20 protein-coding genes are annotated in these 19,479 nt (G+C 31.4%); 4 read left to right on the top strand and 16 right to left on the bottom strand.

Translation table 11 applies throughout. The features are described 5' to 3' along the window. Positions 1-15 precede the first annotated feature (15 nt). Positions 16-498 (top strand): cyclic pyranopterin monophosphate synthase MoaC, encoded by a 483-nt coding sequence (gene moaC, locus EQ029_RS03350; protein WP_011275101.1) that lies wholly within the window; start codon positions 16-18, stop codon positions 496-498. A gap of 107 nt (positions 499-605) precedes the next feature. Here the strand turns inward: moaC and EQ029_RS03345 are convergent, their stop codons facing one another. The 5 genes from EQ029_RS03345 to modA form a co-directional block, all read right to left on the bottom strand. Further along, a complete protein-coding gene (locus tag EQ029_RS03345) occupies positions 606-1,112 on the bottom strand; it encodes a MogA/MoaB family molybdenum cofactor biosynthesis protein (protein ID WP_011275100.1) in 507 nt (168 codons plus the stop codon). Between the two features lie 11 nt (positions 1,113-1,123). After that, entirely contained in the window at positions 1,124-2,128 is a 1,005-nt protein-coding gene (locus tag EQ029_RS03340) for a ThiF family adenylyltransferase (RefSeq protein WP_011275099.1), read from the bottom strand. Positions 2,129-2,338: 210 nt separating this feature from the next. After that, positions 2,339-2,944 carry an ATP-binding cassette domain-containing protein gene (locus EQ029_RS03335; protein ID WP_011275098.1) on the bottom strand — a complete coding sequence of 202 codons (606 nt, stop codon included), beginning with the start codon at positions 2,942-2,944 and terminating at the stop codon, positions 2,339-2,341. Then, the gene (gene modB, locus EQ029_RS03330; RefSeq protein ID WP_011275097.1) at positions 2,945-3,616 is read right to left on the bottom strand and encodes a molybdate ABC transporter permease subunit; all 672 of its coding nucleotides are present in this window, start codon (positions 3,614-3,616) and stop codon (positions 2,945-2,947) included. It lies immediately after the preceding gene. 12 nt (positions 3,617-3,628) lie between these two features. Further along, entirely contained in the window at positions 3,629-4,423 is a 795-nt protein-coding gene (gene modA, locus EQ029_RS03325; RefSeq protein ID WP_016931152.1) for a molybdate ABC transporter substrate-binding protein, read from the bottom strand. 200 nt (positions 4,424-4,623) lie between these two features. Between modA and fdhD the strand changes: the two genes are divergently transcribed. After that, positions 4,624-5,418, top strand: a complete 795-nt coding sequence (gene fdhD, locus EQ029_RS03320; protein ID WP_011275095.1) for a formate dehydrogenase accessory sulfurtransferase FdhD — start codon at positions 4,624-4,626, stop codon at positions 5,416-5,418. Positions 5,419-5,453: 35 nt separating this feature from the next. On the opposite strand, the gene EQ029_RS03315 is transcribed toward fdhD, so the two are convergent. From EQ029_RS03315 to EQ029_RS03275, 9 genes are all read right to left on the bottom strand, one after another. Then, positions 5,454-6,218: a GNAT family N-acetyltransferase gene (locus EQ029_RS03315; protein WP_011275094.1), complete on the bottom strand. Its 765-nt coding sequence runs from the start codon at positions 6,216-6,218 to the stop codon at positions 5,454-5,456. A gap of 34 nt (positions 6,219-6,252) precedes the next feature. Further along, a complete protein-coding gene (locus tag EQ029_RS03310; RefSeq protein ID WP_011275093.1) occupies positions 6,253-6,801 on the bottom strand; it encodes a biotin transporter BioY in 549 nt (182 codons plus the stop codon). Between the two features lie 68 nt (positions 6,802-6,869). Next, positions 6,870-7,817 (bottom strand): nucleoside hydrolase, encoded by a 948-nt coding sequence (locus EQ029_RS03305; RefSeq protein WP_011275092.1) that lies wholly within the window; start codon positions 7,815-7,817, stop codon positions 6,870-6,872. Between the two features lie 107 nt (positions 7,818-7,924). Next, positions 7,925-8,842 (bottom strand): ABC transporter substrate-binding protein, encoded by a 918-nt coding sequence (locus EQ029_RS03300; RefSeq protein WP_011275091.1) that lies wholly within the window; start codon positions 8,840-8,842, stop codon positions 7,925-7,927. Positions 8,843-8,994: 152 nt separating this feature from the next. Next, entirely contained in the window at positions 8,995-10,137 is a 1,143-nt protein-coding gene (locus EQ029_RS03295) for an acyl-CoA dehydrogenase family protein (protein WP_029376666.1), read from the bottom strand. A 160-nt stretch (positions 10,138-10,297) separates the two neighbouring features. Next, positions 10,298-10,642, bottom strand: coding sequence for a transcriptional regulator, SarA/Rot family (locus tag EQ029_RS03290; RefSeq protein ID WP_011275089.1), 345 nt, complete (start codon positions 10,640-10,642; stop codon positions 10,298-10,300). A gap of 486 nt (positions 10,643-11,128) precedes the next feature. After that, complete coding sequence (locus EQ029_RS03285; protein ID WP_011275088.1) at positions 11,129-11,452, bottom strand: PH domain-containing protein; 324 nt, start codon at positions 11,450-11,452, stop codon at positions 11,129-11,131. Positions 11,453-11,486: 34 nt separating this feature from the next. Then, positions 11,487-12,215, bottom strand: a complete 729-nt coding sequence (locus EQ029_RS03280) for a transcriptional regulator, SarA/Rot family (RefSeq protein WP_011275087.1) — start codon at positions 12,213-12,215, stop codon at positions 11,487-11,489. A 261-nt stretch (positions 12,216-12,476) separates the two neighbouring features. Continuing rightward, entirely contained in the window at positions 12,477-13,208 is a 732-nt protein-coding gene (locus EQ029_RS03275; protein ID WP_224743155.1) for a helix-turn-helix transcriptional regulator, read from the bottom strand. A gap of 801 nt (positions 13,209-14,009) precedes the next feature. On the opposite strand from EQ029_RS03275, the gene EQ029_RS03270 reads away from it, so the two are divergent. Both EQ029_RS03270 and EQ029_RS03265 read left to right on the top strand, forming a co-directional pair. Beyond that, on the top strand, positions 14,010-14,759 hold the full coding sequence (locus tag EQ029_RS03270) for a CHAP domain-containing protein (protein WP_011275085.1): 750 nt from the start codon (positions 14,010-14,012) through the stop codon (positions 14,757-14,759). Between the two features lie 303 nt (positions 14,760-15,062). Then, positions 15,063-16,379: an ISL3-like element ISSha1 family transposase gene (locus tag EQ029_RS03265; RefSeq protein ID WP_138927303.1), complete on the top strand. Its 1,317-nt coding sequence runs from the start codon at positions 15,063-15,065 to the stop codon at positions 16,377-16,379. 320 nt (positions 16,380-16,699) lie between these two features. On the opposite strand, the gene nhaC is transcribed toward EQ029_RS03265, so the two are convergent. Both nhaC and EQ029_RS03255 read right to left on the bottom strand, forming a co-directional pair. Continuing rightward, positions 16,700-18,106, bottom strand: a complete 1,407-nt coding sequence (nhaC, locus tag EQ029_RS03260) for a Na+/H+ antiporter NhaC (protein WP_011275082.1) — start codon at positions 18,104-18,106, stop codon at positions 16,700-16,702. Between the two features lie 112 nt (positions 18,107-18,218). Further along, positions 18,219-19,289, bottom strand: a complete 1,071-nt coding sequence (locus tag EQ029_RS03255) for an NAD/NADP-dependent octopine/nopaline dehydrogenase family protein (protein ID WP_011275081.1) — start codon at positions 19,287-19,289, stop codon at positions 18,219-18,221. Between the last annotated feature and the right edge of the window lie 190 nt (positions 19,290-19,479).

Genomic DNA, 19,479 nt, shown 5'->3' with positions numbered 1-19,479 from the left:
ATCAGGAGGGTTATTATGTCAAAATTCACTCATATCAATGAACAAGGTAATGCTAAAATGGTAGATGTATCAAATAAAAATATTACTAAACGTACTGCTCAAGCTCATTCTAGCATTACTGTTAATGAAACAATTTATCAACAAATTATAGATAATACTAATAAAAAAGGCAATGTACTTAACACTGCACAAATTGCTGGTATTATGGCAGCTAAAAACACATCGACGATTATACCTATGTGTCATCCTCTACCTTTAACAGGTATAGATGTTCAATTTAACTGGCAAATTAATGATAATACTACATACACATTAAATATCACGGCTATTGTCTCCACTACTGGAAAAACAGGCGTTGAGATGGAGGCATTAACAGCCGCTTCTGCAACTGCTTTAACTGTTTACGATATGACCAAGGCAGTCGATAAAGGTATGATTATCGGTGAGACTTACCTTGAATCAAAATCAGGTGGTAAATCTGGTGACTATCGTCGTTAAGTTATTTCGTGCGCTCATATAATGTTTCAATTTAAATAATAAAGTCATGGATGCAAAACTTCAATTAGGGAAACCTATCATTTAAGTTTAAATCCATGACTATTTTTTTATTTATTCAATTCATGCAACATATGGTTTAATTCTGGCTTGATTAACTTTTCAATTGCCAATTTCACAGCTCCAGTAGATCCTGGTAGAGTATAAATTAATTTGTTCTTCACTGAACCAGCGACTGCTCTAGATAACAATGCTTTAGTTCCGACATCCTCTGTGTAACTTAAATATCTAAATAATTCTCCAAAACCTTCGATTTCTTTATCCAAAAGTGGCTTAACCGCTTCTATCGTAACATCTCTTTGTGCAATGCCAGTTCCACCAGTTGTAATTATGACATCAATATCAGATGCCAACCATTGTTCAATTTGAGATTGAATAGCTACTTTATCATCTTTGACAATAGCATAGTTTGAATTTAATACTTCGACATTGATATCTTGTATTAAAGTTTGGACAAGTTGACCACCTTTATCCGTCTCTTTATCCCTAGTATCAGATACAGTCAAAACTGCACATTGAATCATTCTATCTACTTTCGCATGATCATGTTGATGCATTAATTCCACTCCTATCCGAATAATTGATTGATTAAATGAATGGCATCTAACGTCTTCGTTGTACCATGTATAAGCATTCGTCCACCCTCAAAACTAACAATTCGATGTCCTTTATATTCAAACATTATCATATATTTGTTTTCTCGATAATTAAGGTGATGTTGCTTAAGAAATTCACGTACCATTTCCTGGGAAATTTTATCATTATCATATTGTACTGTATCTCTACCACATAACGTTGCATATAATGTATGCTGTTTATTTAAATAAGGAAAGGATGGATTTGAACCACATGTTGGACACTCTTTTCTAAACATACGGCTAAAACCAAATGTAAAATGTTGACCATCCCATATATCTCCATAAGTTAATTTAGTAGGCACTGATTGCTCAGTTAATAATTTAAAGGCATCTCGCAATTGAAAACTTGTAGTCATCGTAACAGCAGGTTGTATAACACCTACAGTGTCACAAGTTAAATTAATTGCTGGTAGTTGAGGCATTAAACAGTTAAAACAAGGTGTCTCTCCTGGAATAAATGCTGCTTCTATATAAGTACTCTGCACGACACCACCATATATCCAAGGTACTTTCTCTTTAAAAGCAAAGTCATTAATTAATTGTCTTGTTTCAAAATTATCTGTCGCATCAATAATAAGATCTACATGTTTAGCATACTTATCTAAAAAATAATAATCGACATGTGTGATAAAAGTATTTAGTTTCAAGTCATGGCGCAATGCTTTTAAATGGCGTTCCGCTGCTACAACTTTAGGCAACATAGTATTAGCATCTTCTTCAGTAAATAATGTTTGTCGTTGTAAATTGCTAAATTCAATATAATCTCTATCTACAATTGAAAGTGTTTTGATTCCCGCACGAACGAGACCCTCAGCAACATGAGTTCCTAACGCTCCCATACCAACAATGAGTACATGTTTTTGACTAATTTTCTGTTGTCCTTCGTATCCTATTCCTTTAAACAAAGTTTGTCTAGAATAACGTTCACTCGTCATATTCATTGCCCTCTCTAGTTAATATCCATTTCTATCATTATATCGAACAAAGCGGGAGTGGTACAGAATGCAATATGAATTCTTCGGCCCACCCCCGCAATGTTGACTAGATTTAAAAAGTCTATTATAAGTGCCTTATTAACTTAGATAATAATCATAAATCTGCTATAACGCTAAATTTTTATTATTTTCATCCCAATCTAGCTTTAATTAACCTATCTTAATAATTTTATCAGCCAATACTTCAGCCTCAAAATTAGAATGTGTGACAAAGATGATTGGTATTTTCCATTCTTTAAAAGTACGTTTAATTAACTTTATTCCTTCACCTCTCGTTGCATCATCTAGACTTGAAAATGGCTCATCTAATAAAATCAAATCAGGTTTCGTACTTAGTGTTCGAGCTAAAGCAACACGTTGAGATTCTCCTCCAGAAAGTGTCGATGGATATTGCTCTTTTAGATGATGAATATTTAGTCGATCCATTAAATCATCTATATGGACAGATGGTTTAGACATAAAAGTTATATTTTTGTAAACTGTCATATTAGGAAACAATTGGTAATCTTGGAATAAATAGCCAATTTTGCGATTTTGTATTTTCAGATTGACTTTATGCTCAGTATCAGTAATCAGTCTGTCATTGATTTTGATATAGGCTTTATCTGGCGTTCTTAAGCCTGCTATCATATTTAGCACTGTGGTTTTACCTATTCCAGAAGGCCCTCGTATTGCGTAAATTTTAGGGACTGTATCGTTAATGTTAATATCAATGAATGTCTTTTTTAATTGATATTGAAGCTTTAACTCTAACATCTACTCTACCTCCCTATATTTATCTTTATTCGCAAAATTCAATACACCAATTACCGTAATTGAAAATGCAACTAACACAAGCACCCATAACCAAGCTTGATTCTCTCTACCTTGTTCAACTAAGAAATAAATTTCAAGTGGTAACGTGTTAGTTTTATTGGGTATATAGCCTGCAACCATTAATGTTGCACCGAATTCACCTATTGCACGTGCAAAACTCATCATTATACCCGCTATAATTGAACGTTTAGATAGCGGTAAAATTAGACGATAGAATATTTTATTCTCACTTGCCCCCATGGTGCGAGCAGTATTTAGCATTTTCGGGTTAATACTTCTAAATCCTTGAATAGTGTGTTGATACATTAACGGAAAACTAACAATGACAGATGCAATTACTGCACCTGTCATTGTGAATACTACTGGAAGATGTAGTATGTTTTCAAAAAATTGTCCTACAACACTTCTAGGAGAAAATATTATAAGTAAAATAAACCCTAGCACCGTGGGAGGTAGAACAATGGGTAATAATATAAAACTTTCAAGGAGTTTAGTAAGATGCCCTTTTCCTTTATAAAGCAACCGGCAAACAAAGATACCTAGTACTGATACAATAATGGTACTTATGACAGCCACTTGAATCGAAATCCAAAAAGGTGTAATGTCAGGCATACTTATTACCTCCTAAATTTCAAAATGATATTCTTTCAAGATATCTTTTGCTTTTTTAGATTTTAAGAAATCCATCCACTCTTTTGCAAGTTTCTTATCTGAAGTAGCACCTGCTTCGTAAGTGATTGGTTTTTTAAGCTTAGCTTCTTTAATTTCGTTTACTTTATCTGTTTTCTTTTTATCAGTATATAAATCAGTTTCATAAACAAAGCCCATTTCAGCGTTGCCTTTTTCAACATAATTTAATACTTGTTTAACGTCTTTAGCGTAAACTAAATTATCTTTAACTTCGCCGTATAAACCTTGATCTTCTAAGTATTGTTTCGCATATTTACCTGCTGGAACTGTTTTAACTTCACCAATCGCTAATTTTTCATTATCTTTTAAATCTTTAACTGATGATTTATCACTATTTTTATCTCCGACTAAGACAAGTTTGTTATGAGCGTATTTATATGTATCATGTGCTTTATCTTTGTCTTTTAACATGTCAACATCTTTAGTATTTGCAGACATGAATACGTCAGCTGGAGCACCTTTTTCAATCTGTTGTCTTAATGCGCCTGAACCACCATAGTTAAAGCTTACATCAACATTTTTGTGATCTTTTTTAAATTCTTTTTCTAATGCTTTACTAACATCACCTAAGCTCGCTGCAGCCGAAATTTGTAATTCTTGCTTTTTGTCATTATCTTTTTTATTTGAATCAGATGATTTATTGCCACTATCATTGCTACCAGAATTTGAACATCCTGCTAAAATAATAACTAATGTGACGATTACTGCCATGAAATGTTTAATATTCATTTCATAACCCCCTCCTTTTACACATTATATTATACGCTAGTCTTAATCTTTTAAAAGGTATAAATTATAAAAATTCACCTAATCTCCATATTATTAAATGTATTTAATATACTATTAATTATTTATATGTAATTTAAATCTTTTCAAATTGTGACTAAAAGTTTTAATATATAATTACATATCCCAAAGGAGAAATAAAAATGAACAAAGATGTGTTACAGGGGCAATCTATTATCCGCTATGAAGAAGGTCAACTCATTCAAACAACAGATAGTTATGTTACAGAATTTCCATTGACAATCAATGTAAACGGTACGGAATTCGCAACGGTTATTTGTAGCCCTACACATATGGAAGAACTTGTAGTTGGATTTTTAGCCTCAGAGGGAGCTATATATAAAAAAGAAGAAATAAAATCCTTACAAATAGATGATAGCAAAGGCTTTGCACATGTAGAGTTAACTAAAGATTTAGGCGATCGCTTTGAATACTCTACTAAACGCATGATTGCATCTTGTTGCGGAAAAAGTAGAGAATTTTACTTTCACAATGATGCGGCAATAGCTAAAACCTCAATGTCAAAAATAACCTTAACTCCTAAACAAGTACTCAATATGATGACCGGATTACAAACTGCAAGTACATTATTTAAACAAACTGGTGGGTTGCACAATGCCGCCATTAGCGATGGTGATGAATTTTTCGAACATAGACAAGATATAGGCCGTCATAATGCACTCGATAAGCTATATGGGTTTTGTCTTGAAAGACGTATTCCTGTAAGAAATAAGGTGCTTATATTTAGTGGACGTATTTCATCCGAAATATTATTAAAGGCGGCTAAAATAGGTGTAGGGGTTATATTATCTAAATCCGCACCTACGACTTTAGCTATTACATTAGCTAACGATTTAAATATTACTGCTATTGGGTTTATTAGAGATGGAAGTTTTAATATTTATAGTCATCCTGAACGTATTAAAGCCACAGAGTAGTTGGAATAATTAGTTCAAACTACTCTGTGGCTTATTTAATTAACTTCTTCTTTAACTATGTGGTAAACAAAACTTTGATACATATAACCTTGTTTCGTGTACATATCTTTTGCTGTGTCTTCTCCATCAGCTACAAGTATAACTGGTCGTTCATTTGCTAAGTTACCTATGTATGCTTGTATTGTTGATCCAATACCTTGTCTTTGAAATTGCTCAATTACACCAAAACTATCAATTTCAATAGTTTCATCAGTAATAATAACATCAACAGTCCCTACTGGTTCATTATCAACATAAGCGACTAATCGTTTTTTACTGTCTTTTTTTTGTAGGATGGTTTGTCTTGCATTATTGACACTTTCAATTGCAAATGGTTTACCGTAGGGCAAGGCAAATGAATAATAGATATTCAAATAATCTTCTATATTGCTTTCATCAACTTCTTTAATGTCTATATCTTTTCTACTAGTTAACTGTGCTAATTCAGTTCCTTCTATAATATAGAATTCAAGTATGCCTAATTGAAAACCTCTATCTTTAATTGCATTTATCCACTCCTGGCTTAATCTTTCATTCTCTGGAAAAGTAAACGCTAAGTGATTTGAATCCTGTTTTTGATGCAGTTCATATTGAGAGGTCATATCCTTGAACCACTGTTCTAATGCGGGCATTTCTTTATAAAACCACTTATTCGTATCATACTTAAGCGGTTCTGAAGGTGTTAAATAAATAATTTTCTGCTTATCTTCATGATATAAATGCCCATCTTGAGCAATATTATGTATTGATATATTTGACATTGCTATATTCACCCACCTTATTAGCTTGATAAATTTATTGTATCAAACTTTTGAAACGTGAATGATTTAAAAGTGTTACGCCAATTAAACTTGCAATGATGGCTTTAATAATATCTCCTGGCATAAAAGTAAATGACAATAAGAAGGCTTTACTTACTGGAATATGTATAATGAAGCCCATAATAATTGTACCGACGATATCTAAAAATAAAACACCAATCACTAATGTAGTAACAAATAATACGGCAAAATTGATTTTATTAAAATATTGATCTCTTACAAAACCAATGCCAAACGCAACAACCGGATATAAGAATAAGAATCCTGCTGATGGTCCTGCAAATACGCCGATTCCTCCACGTCCACCTGAAAGAACTGGTAAACCTGCAGCAGCTAATAGTAAAAAGACTATGACACTGAGTGCCCCATATTTTTTACCTAATATAATACCCGCTAAAAATATACCAATATTTTGTAATACGATAGGTACTGGCATAATTGGAAGCGGGATTCCTGGTACCAATCCTAAAACACAAATAATTGCTGTCATTAAAGCTGTGTAAACTAAATTTCTTGTATTCATGTTGTATCCTCCTTCTACGAGAATGATTATACCACTAATGTAAACTTTATAAAATAAAAAGTTTACATTCAAGAAGGAGAATCTACTTTTTTAGCTAAATTAGTAATATAATTAAAGAAGTCATCATGCTTTACATCGGTGACAACTTTGATAGGACGCCCACTTTCTTTAATAAATGTACGCCCTTGACTAGGCCCTTTAAATTTTACATCTACATTTAATGATTTATATTGAACTAAATCAGGTTTCCCTATATAAGCAGTGGTCAAAACATCCCATAAGAAGTATGTAGAATTTGTAATAAAATGTGTCAAAGGTGGTACTGTAGCATAGCTAACACCTAAAAAATCTACACCTGGATATTGACGTTGATCGGCCCACATTTGTCGTATGTCTAATGTTAATGGAACTTGATTGGTACTTTCTAAAGCTACCATATCTATCGCTACCTCACTATCAAATACTGTCTTGACCGCCTCCGGATCCCAAAACGCATTCCACTCAGCTGTACCATCATGTTCAGGCTCTTCTACGTTACCTTTTTCGAGAAACGTTCCACCCATCCAAACTAATTTTTCAATATTATTTTGAATGCTAGGTTCAATTTTAAGTGCTTTAGCCAAATCTGTTAGTGGTCCAGTAAATAGTAAAGTTACAGGTTCATTTGATTGATTCAACACTCTGATAATGTCCTCATAAGCTTCTACATCACTGATGGTAGACTTTTCATTGGTAGTTGATTCATTTAATATGGGTAACGCATCCATAAAGAATGCATGCATTCTCCATTCTTTTGGAAAAGGATTAGCCCCACGTTCATAGGACGGCGCAACCTGTAAAGATTTATTAGAAAATCGATTTATAATTTTACATGAAGCGCTGACTGAAGGTTCTAAATAACAATCTGCTCCTATAGTACTAACACCTACTAATTCGATATCATCCATTTGTAATAATAAAAACAAAGATATTAAATCATCTACTCCACCATCGTGATTAAAATATACTTTACTCAAGATGTTTCCTCCTTACATACATTTGTAAATTTAAAAAAGCTATGACTACATTATATGTAATCATAGCTTAAATATCATAAATAATTGATTATCGTTTTTACATTTTATTATTTACTAGCTTTAAGTAACTTGTCTTTTAAATCTTTTCTCATAAAGTCAAGCGTATATGGGTCATTATACCAGTATGTTTCAGCTTTAACTTCAATAACGTTATTATTTTTCACTGCAGGTAGATTTTTCCATATATTAGTTGTTTCATAACTTGGTTTAGATTTACCTTCACCAGTTGATACGATATAATCACCAGCTACGTCTTCAATTTTTTCTTGGCTTACTTCAGCCCAACCTTCTTTTTTAACTAAATCTTGTTGTCCTTTAGGCATATTCAAACCAAATGCTTGATATAATACTTCTCCACCACGACCCCAGTTGTCGCCGTAAGTGTAAACTTTCTTGTCAAATTCATCTAAGATAGAAACTGTTGAATCTTTACCAATTGCATCTTTGATTTCTTTGCCATCTTTTTCAGTTTGTTTCTTCCATTTGTCTTCCCATTTTTTAACTTCGTCTTCTTTACCCATAATCTTACCTAGCATTTCTTGTTGTTCAAGATATTTATGTTTGCCATAATCAACTACAATTGTTGGGGCAATTTTTTGATATTTTTTAATGTTTTTATCAGTAGAATAAACAATAATTAAATCAGGTTTTTTCTTAGCAACTTTCTCAACGTCAGCTTCACCAATTTTAGTCGTGTCTTTAAATTTTTCTTTTAAAATTGGACTTTGATCAACTTGATTATTTACAGCAACAATATTTGCGCCTAATTTATGTAAACCACCCGCAAACGTAGGTGCAACTACCGCAATACGTTTAGGATCTTTAGGGATTTTTATAGTTTTACCACTATCTAATTTATATGATTTTGTTTCTTCTTTTGAATCGGATTTACCTGAACCACCATTATTACCACATGCAGCTAAAACGATGATTAGAACAAGTAAAGGTAAAATTAACTTTTTCATAACATCCTCCTGTTGAAAACGATTATCAATTTCACCAAAAATTATATCCTAATACCTCATTATTTACAATAAAAATTTTAATAATTTGTGAAATAAAAAAGCCTTAATCAATAATTATTGATCAAGACTTAAAAACTATAGTTATTAGACTCTTAAAATAAATTACATAAAGATTTCGCTATATTAGTGTATGCTGCATCTTCCATTGGTGGATTGTGTAATCCAGCTCTCATATCTCGGTAATAGCGTTGTAACGGACGATCCATTTCCAGACTTTTTGCACCAACAATTCTCATCGCTAAATCAACAACTTCTAACCCTTGGTTCATCACTAACACTTTACTAGCAGATGTTTCATTCCATAAGTGTGGTTGATTTTCTGAATAATTATATCCTTTTGCGGTACTCCATAAAAAGTGACGCGCTGATAAAAGTAAAGACTCCATTTTTCCAATGTTTTGTTGTACAGTTGGTAAATGACTAATAGTTCCTTCTATACTATTCGGACCATAACTTGTGGCAAAGTCTATAGCATAATTTCTTGCCGCCTGTGCAATTCCTAAATATGTACTTGGAATATGCAATATCCAGCCATTCGGTTGTGGCTTTCTTTTTGACTCTACGAAAAAGTCTTTAGGTACCCATACATCATTCAATACTAAATCGTGACTTTCTGTAGCTCTCATACCTACCATATTCCAATTTTCTGCAATTTCTACACCATCAAATTCTCTTGGTACTAAGAAGAAACCTACTTCCTGTAAATCAGCTACATATGCAGCGACAATATAATGTGTCAATGCTTTACTCATTGATGTGAACGTTTTAACACCATTTAATAAGTAACCGTCATCTTGTTTTACTGCATGTGTCGCAGGTCTGCCTCCGCGAGTTGGACTTCCTGTATCCGCTTCACTTACTGCTCGATTAACAAGAGCTCCACTTTCAATATCTTTTGCAAAGCGATTTAGCATATCTTGATTCCACATCGTTTGTTCATATATTTGTCCTACAACACTTAAATGCCAACCAATAGATAATGCTGTTGCTCCGTCATTAGCACCTAAATATGTTTGCAAAACAACCATATCTTCAATAGTGGCACCTTCTCCACCATATTCTACCGGTAGCGTTAGTAAGCTATAACCTTCTTTAACTAGCCATTCAATATTCTCATAAGGGAACCTAGACTGTTTATCATTCTCTGTTGCTCTTGCTTTAAACGTCTCTTCTATTGATTGAAATTTTTTTATCCATTTCTTTTGAATATCTGTATTAATCAGAACTGAATCGATCAATTATATCACCTGTTCATTGTCATTATTATTTAAACCTAGTTTATCACTCGACATTACAAATTGAAAGTTAACCACTTAAGGGATTATAAACACAAAAAGACTTAAGTCAATGAGATTGAATCTCTCAAAGCTTAAGTCTTTTATGAATAAACGCAGATTACTTAATGTACTTCTCTAATTCAGCAATCAATTTATTAATTTTGTCTCGTTGTTCATCTGTTACATAAACAATAACTATTCTTTCATCTTGTACGCTACGTTTTTTTGAAAGTAACTGTAAATCTTTTAACTTCTGTAATGCTTTAGTTAAGTAATAAGGTTTAAACTCTGAATACGTTGCAATTTCCTTTGAAGTTATTTCATTCGTTTTACTTCTCGCAATATAATTTAAAATATAAACCTCTTCATAATTTAAATTATATTTCTTTTTAGTATCTTTGAAGAACTTTTTAACTTGAAATGTTGCGTTAACTAAATCATTGATGTCTTTAATTTGTCCCATATTCTAAACCACTCCTCTGATGTACGTCTTGTTGCTACAAGGTTCATGTCTACTATTTATTACTTACCAAACATTTCTTATGCTATAAAATTTATTTTATAACATTTATGTATAATATTTCAATATTTTTATGAAATTAAAATGATATTAATTATCAATAACAAGTTACATCAATTAAATTATATATAATCAATTAGTCACTATAGGAATTCATTCAAAGACATAAAAAAGGATTGGGACAGAATTCTTTTTAAATTCGTCGTCCCACCCCTACAAGAATGACCAGAACTGAGGAAAACTTGATTTAAGTGTCTTCTCAGTTCAGTCAGCTACTGCGAATCTGCTAAGTAGCATCATTATATTATTTACGTTCCAGACTCACATGGTTTTTTAGCCTAAGCAAATTGTATTAATAATATAACTATGACAAGCGTCGCTTCCTTTAGAATCATAGTAGCGTGTTTTAGATTTTATTCAACTTTTTGATTATTTAATTTTAGACTCCACATAATCAACGAATGCTTTAACGTCTTTTGTTTTGATTTGTTTCATTGGCACTTTCCCAATATTAAAAGTAAACACAATATCTGTGCCATCAAAATGAATTTCTTCTATTTCATTATATGGGATATTTCTATAATAGAATTGACCATTCATATCTACATTCATAATTAATCTTTCGGAAGTAGCAATAAATGCTCCTTCAAATTCACTTTGGCCTTGAACATTATACTCAATGACACCTAATACTGAAGGGCCTTTTGACTCTGTTGGAAACAAATCGTTGGGATTCACATTATCTAGAATCATGAATTCATTCTCCTTACATATTATGATATTTTACTTACTTCATTTCCTCTTGGAACTTATTGTAACATCTAATAAATAATTGATTTGTTTCATATGCTCGTGATTCAATAAATTTTACATTTACAATACGTTCATCTATTGAATTACGATACTTTTCTAAATACCCTTTTTGATAAAGATCATTAATAACCACGTTCATACATATTAAATATCGATATGACATTGCCTGAATTTCTTTTAATGAAATAACTTGTCGACTAGATAGTAACTTACCTAATAATAACAATTCATCCAAACTCAAATTAGACTCCTTTGCTATGTTTCGAACTTTGTAAAGTGCGTCAAAAATGGTTATAACATGCCCTAATTGATTATAGTGGGCTGTTGTTTCTATTAAATAGTCAAAATTCTTCCCTTTTACCATTTCACTAACTTCCATAAACATAATGTTCAGTTTATCTTGACAGCTATTGGATGGGAGAAATAATAAACGTCTTTGATCATTATCATCACGCAATTTAGTGATCCATCCTAAATGATATAAATGTTCTAAATGATGTCGTAATTGTCTTTTTGAAATGGTTTGATAAGTGATTAACTCATCTATATAAACTCCTTGATGATGTACATGAAAATATTTAATGATTTCATTCAATGTTTTTAATTGCTCGAATTTTAATTGGTAACTATACTTTAGCACCTCACCTACCGCTTTCATAAAAACAAGATAAAATAATAATGTTTCTAGCTTATTTTTATCCATCATATCTATCACCTCATAACACTATTTCAGGATTGGGCGGTTAAGAGTTTCCATGCTAATTTGATAACAAATTGTCTAATCATAGCCCCATATTTTATAACTGCATTTGAAACTATTGAATATAAAACTCTATATTTACCCAATCTATTAAAGATAGACATTGACTTGAATTCTTAAATAAACAACATTATCTTTATAATTTATCAATTGAAATGTCGTGTTTACTTGTACACAATCATCATGTTTGACTTATATCTACTATTATTCGGTTAAACTGTAATTATCTTTTGCCTCAGCAATTAATAATTGTGTTTCTTCATCTAATGGTATTTCTGATTGATTAAATGATTGATATTGATGTGATTGATTCTTAGTTCTGATTTGACCAGGTGTGATGCCATATTTTTTATTAAATAAAGCAATGAAATGTGGAAAATGGTTGAATCCATGCTTATATGCAATATCTTGTATTAAATGATTACTTTTTAAAATGTCTATCAAACATAATTTTAATCTAACATCATTAATATATTGTGTAATATTATGATAAGGTGTGTGATACTTGATGACTTTACTAAGTTCCTTGGCTGACATATTGAGTGCATTAGCCATATCTTGGCGACTTATCTTATTACTGTGATGGTTAATAATATACTCATGTACTTTGTCAACTAAGGCATTATCTAGTTTGTAATGAATGCGTTGATTTCTTTGCAAGTATCCTAATTCTACACATAAGTGTTTTACTAGCTTATCTTTTATTTGTAATTTATCTGACTTACTACTTTCAAAATCAAGTAAATTTAAAATAAAGGGTTCTAATTGTTTTCTTTCAATAGAAGGAAATTTATATCCATTAGACTTAATATAATCATCAGCATATTTCAAATAATCTTTGAATGCTATTTCAATACTAGCGATAATTGCTCCATCCTCATTCTCAATCGAGTAAATATCATTTAACATTACAAATAATAAATCTCTTTCTTTCATTTGAAATTTCTTTAAATTTAAAATTACTCTCCCTGACCCCTTTAGCCAATAGATTAATTTAATATTTGATTCCTTTTGACTACTTATCTTTATATTTTTTAAAAGCTTTACCGAAAAGTTATCAATCATACGAACGTCCTTTCACTTTATAATATATAAAGATATGACATAAACAGAAATAATAAATTATCCCCCATAACGCTAATAACTATTGCTGCATTAATAACGATTTTCAAATTGAACGCTTTTTTGAATGCCTATCTTCATATATAATTGTATGTTTTATTTCGGTATTAGCAGTAGCAAACTTTTAACCAATTATATCATTATATTATCTTATATAAATGTTTTTGTATATTTTTTATAATGTTTCTATGAATAATCCCCCAATAATAGCTTCTTATATAGCATTTCAGAGTAATAATACAATTTAATTAATAGATCTTTTGTATATATAATTTTAAAACAATACAAAAATAATGAATTCTATTAATTTTATATCAAATTTATTTTTACTGTTACTTTACAAAAATGTTACAAGAAAATGAGTATCTTTTTCATATAATTTTTTAAACGTTGTTATGACAACGTTTTTTAATATTACAAAAAATTACTTATTGTATTTAACTCAACACTATTTATTAGCAAAAAATTACAAAATGATAACAACGCACACAAAATGATTTTTTTCTGATAAAGTATGTCTTGTCGTTAAGAAACTTATTAAAAACTGGACTCAAGGGTCATCAAATGACTATTAAATATAAAATATTAATTTAATTCTCAGGAGGAAATTTTACAATGAAAAAAATCGCTACAGCTACAATCGCTACTGCAGGAGTTGCAACAATCGCTATCGCTGGACATGGTCATGAGGCACATGCAGCAGAACAAGGATATAATCCAAATGATCCAACTTCATACAGCTACTCTTACACTATCGACCAACAAGGTAACTATCATTACACTTGGAAAGGTAACTGGAGCCCAAATCAAGTAAATCACTCTAGTCAATCTAATTATTCATACAACAACTATTCATATAATTACAATAACTATAATAACTACAACAACTATAGCAATAACACTCAATCATATAGTGCAAATACTCAACAAACTGGTGGTTTAGGTGCTAGTTACTCAACTTCAGATCGTAACATTAAAGTAACTACAACTACTGCTCCATCATCACAATCAACTGGCGTTTCAATTTCAAGAACTTCAAGTTCAGGTAGTAACTTATATACTGCTGGTCAATGTACATATTATGTATTTGATAGAGTTGGCGGTAAAATCGGTTCAACTTGGGGAAATGCTAACAACTGGGCAAGCGCTGCAGCTGCTTCAGGTTACACAGTAAATAATTCACCATCAGCCGGTGCTATTTTACAAACTTCACAAGGTGCATATGGTCACGTAGCATATGTTGAAAGTGTTGGTAGTGACGGTTCAGTTACAGTATCAGAAATGAATTATGGTCACGGTGCTGGTGTTGTTACTTCACGTACTATTTCAGCTAGCCAAGCTGCTTCATATAACTACATTCACTAATTCTATTAGTAAGTTTAAAAGCGATCCAAAAAAAATGGATCGCTTTTTTGCGTTTACTTTCAGACTCAAAGATATATACATTAAACAATATGCACTACACTAGTTTGAAAATCTTATTATGAAATATAAATAGCGTCCTGCCGTATAATTAAAAAAAGATTGGAAAGTAATAAGGCTCTATAATAAATTGGACTGATGACTAAAAATCATCAGTCCAATTTTTATGTTTGAATACAAAAATGGCGCAATTACCTCTATAATTATTAGCTACCAAACAAAATAAAAAAGAAAGGTAATGCGCCTATGTGTAAGTCTATATTAAATACATTAAGAATTAAAGATAAAAATCTAAATTTTTCAGATGAAGTGATTGAGAAAAAACATAAAGGACGAATGAGCTTGTTTTACTATGCCGAGCTCACTTATCAACCTACACATTGTGAAAATTGTTCAACTAAAAATGAAAATTTCTCAATAGTAAAAAATGGTAAGAAAACCTCAACGATTACTTTACTTAAAATTATGGAAATGCCCGCTTATTTAGAACTTCAAAAACAAAGATTTTATTGTAAATCATGTGACAGTCATTTTACTGCTAAATCTAATATTGTCGACGCTCATTGCTTTATTTCTAATAAAACAAAACTTGCAGTTTTAGATAAAGCACAAGAATACCGCTCTCAAAAATCTATCGCTAAGTCATGCTTAGTATCATCAATGACTGTGTCTAGAGTGATTAATCAAGCGGCAAGCGACGTAGGTCAGTCTTCTTTTGATGCTTTACCTGAACACTTAATGATGGACGAATTTAAAAGTGTTAAAAATGTAATCGGAAAAATGAGTTTTATTTATGCAGATGCTGTATCGCACCGCATCGTAGATGTGGTAGCGGATCGTAAGTTAAAATCGCTAAAAGATCATTTTTATCGCTATTCTTTGAAACTCAGACAAAAAGTCAAAACAGTCACGATTGATATGTATGAACCATATATGTCACTAATCAAACAATTATTTCCTAACGCGAAGATTATTATTGATCGTTTTCATATTGTTCAATCTTTAAATCGAGCGTTAAATATGTCTAGAGTTCAAGTAATGAATTGTTATAGAACCTCTAATAGACCCCTCTATAATAAATATAAAAGTTATTGGAAACTATTTCTTAAACCTTTTGAAACGCTAGAAGCTTTTAATTATCATAAAGTCCATTTATTTAAAGAGTGGAAAACCGAAAAAGGCATTATAAATTACTTATTAGGTGTTGATGTAGAATTATTTAATACATATCGTTACGTTCATGAACTAAGAAGATTATTAAAAGAAAATCAAATAGAGAAATTTAATCATAAACTCTTTTCTATTCATCTTTCAGATGTGTGTCCTAAATTACGCCCAGTCATTAGAACTTTAAGACGATTAGCTGCTTTCATTGAAAATACTATGACATATTCTAACTTGACCAACGGTCCGTTAGAAGGAATTAATAATAAAATCAAACTCATTAAAAGGGTATCTTTTGGTTATAGAAATTATGATAATTTACGTAATCGAATTATTATAACTTCGCGACTATTTGCCTCAACAACAAAAAAAGAGATTAAACAACTTAAAGTTGCTTAATCTCAATATTTGGACTCATCAGTCCGATTTGACGTAGAGCCAGTAATAATCAATACTTTCCAATCTTAATCTATTTCGAACAAATTCATTCTTTCTTGATTTGTTATATCTATTACTACATAATTGTTGATAATAAATTCGTTTGTCCATCGTTCATGGATCCAATTCTCGCTACAAAAATTGAACCCACTACTGTTAAATATTTTGAGGATATTTTACAGTTAAAACTTTATAGCATCAAATATCATCGCTACAAAAATATCTAGGTAATGTTTTAACATACTTAAATATATCCTTTTCACAATTAATTAAACATATTTTTACGAATTTTTTACATAACTTTTGTTGTCTAATTTACGAATACCAATTCCGGTAAAGCCGTAAATAATTGCTAATACTGCACACAAGTAGCATGGAACTGTCCAAATAAAGAATTGATCTACTGATACTCCCAGTTGTTGCGTGTAGTATATGCCTGAAGTTCCCCATGGTATTAACGGCAACACCATCGTACTTGAATCTTCTAAAGTTCTTGATAAATTTGATTTATCTAAATTCCTACTAACAAACATGTCTTTCATTAAGACACCCACCATAATAATTACTATAGATGCTACTCCAGCTGCAAATACTAACATTAAACAGCAAATGACTGTTATTAAAATAAGTGTTCCAACTGAATGTATACCTTTAGAAACCGTTTTTAACATGACATCTAAACATCCCGATACTTCAACAATACCTGCAAATGCATACCCACAAAATATTGTCACTAGTATCTCTGTCATACTCATCATTCCACCTTGTTCTAATAGCGATGTTGCATTGGTAGAAAGATTGGATTGTCCAGTCATCGCAGGTGTAAATCCGTTAAACATAGCTTTAAAACCATCAACTATATTAAAATGATTATTTAATGTTCCAATAATAACTGCACTTAAACTTGATGCTAACATAGATGGTACAGTAGATACGTTACAAACTAAACATATGATTATGACTAATAACGGCACCCACACCCAAATATTTATATTATAGATACCATCAAGTTCATTCAGTAACTTATTAATTTGTTTCGTATTCACTGAACCTTTTGAAGTTAAACCTGCAAAGAACCAAACTATTAGTCCAATAATTGAAGCAGGTATCGTTGTCCACATCATTGATCTGATATGAGAAAAAATGTTTACCTTAGTTACTAAAGCAGCTAAGTTAGTTGTATCTGATAATGGTGACATTTTATCACCAAAGACCGCACCTGCGATAATAGCACCTGCTGCCATACCCATATCGATATTCAACTGATGCGCAATTGATATCAACGCAATACCAGCTGTTGAAGCTGATCCCCAGGCTGTCCCAGTTGCTAAACTACTAATAGCCGATATTAAAAAGGCAGAAACTAAAAAGTAATGTGGATTTAAAAACTTTAGACCGTAGTATATTAAAGCTGGAACAGTTCCAGAATACATCCAACTCCCAACTATTATACCTACAGCTAGTATAATAAATATTGCAGGCATAGCTGTCGTTAATCTTCGAGTGATCCCCTCTTCTAAATCTTTCCATTTTAAGCCTACTCGCCAAGCTATCAAAGCTGCATATGCAGATGATATGAGTAACAGTACCTGAATTGGAATATTAAATTTTATAAAGCCTAGTGTCACGACAATAACCATTACGATAATTGTAGATATTGCTTCCAAAAATGATGGCTGTCTTTTCATACACATTCCTCTTTTCCTTTTAATTAATTACCTCTTTTCATAGTTAGATGTACGTTTAATCATAAATAGAATGTTTATTAAAGATTTATTTATAGTATTTTAAATTTGTTAATTATTCTAAACCGAGTTTTTCTAAACCAAGTTCTTCTACTTTTAGACCTTCATCGAAAAAGTCACGTTCTAAAATTGTTGATGCAATCATGATAACTGCATCTATATTAGGCGTTTCAACATCAATTGCACGCCCTAAACTTGACCATAGTACAAGTCCATATGCTATATCTTCAGTTAAATAACGATTTTGTACTGAATTAGGCCCTGGTATTTGAGAAAACACAGGACTTGTATTAAATAAACGATTTAATGGTTCATCTTCGTCTTTACGTTCTAAATAACCTCTTTGAATACGTGCTTCTTTGGCTGTTAAAAGTTCAAATCCTAATTTACGGCCTAATGTTAAACGTTCCAACTCAATTGCATGTAATAATCTTACTGTGTGCTTCGTAATACCTTCTTTATAGAGGGCAAATGAATCAGCATAATCAATTCTTCCTACATTTAATAACGTTGGACCAGGATGAACCTCTGGGTTTCCGTTTTCTAAATTTGTCTTCCATAGATTTTCTTCTTTAACAAGATACGGATATATTTGACTTACCTTTTCAAAACTGTCACTAAGTTCCTTCTTATTATATGTAGAAAAGAATACTTTACGTACATTCAATGATAAATCTACGCGTGCATTTTCAAAGTCAACGCGCGTACCGTAAGTAAGTGTATTAGCTTCAGCAAACTTCGGCTCTACCTCAATATGTTTATCTTCAAGTACGTTAATAAATCGAATTGATGCCATGGCAGCTGCAATATTGAAGAAAATAAGTTGATCACTTGTTACATGCTCAGCCATAATTTCCGCATAGTATTCAATATATGATGATGGAATGATAACTTGAATTATCTCAGCATCTTTCAATACATATTCAATGTCATCACTTATTTCTGTAAATGGTACAAATGATTCTGCACCTTCATTATTAAAATCAAATCCACCCTTTTCTAATGCGTTATTAAATTTTTTAATGGATGAATTTCGACAATACAATTTCACATCATGTCCTTGATTTACCATATCTACTGCCGCTGTAACTGCACCATTACCTGATCCTACTACCGCTATTTTCATAGTTATAACTTCCTTTCTTAATCAAATAAGCGTCTCTGCTTTTTCATTTAAAAATAAAGGGAGCAGGTTAGAAATCTAATAAATGTAAATAGATTTCTTAATATCCTTAAATACAACCATTTATTAAAATAATCATATTTAAATCCCGCTCCCGGGCAAAGTTGGCTAGAATAAATATAAATCTTAAATC

Origin of the sequence: Staphylococcus haemolyticus (genome assembly GCF_006094395.1) — a bacterium.
Lineage (GTDB): Bacteria > Bacillota > Bacilli > Staphylococcales > Staphylococcaceae > Staphylococcus > Staphylococcus haemolyticus.
This window is presented reverse-complemented; position numbering and strand designations above follow the sequence as displayed.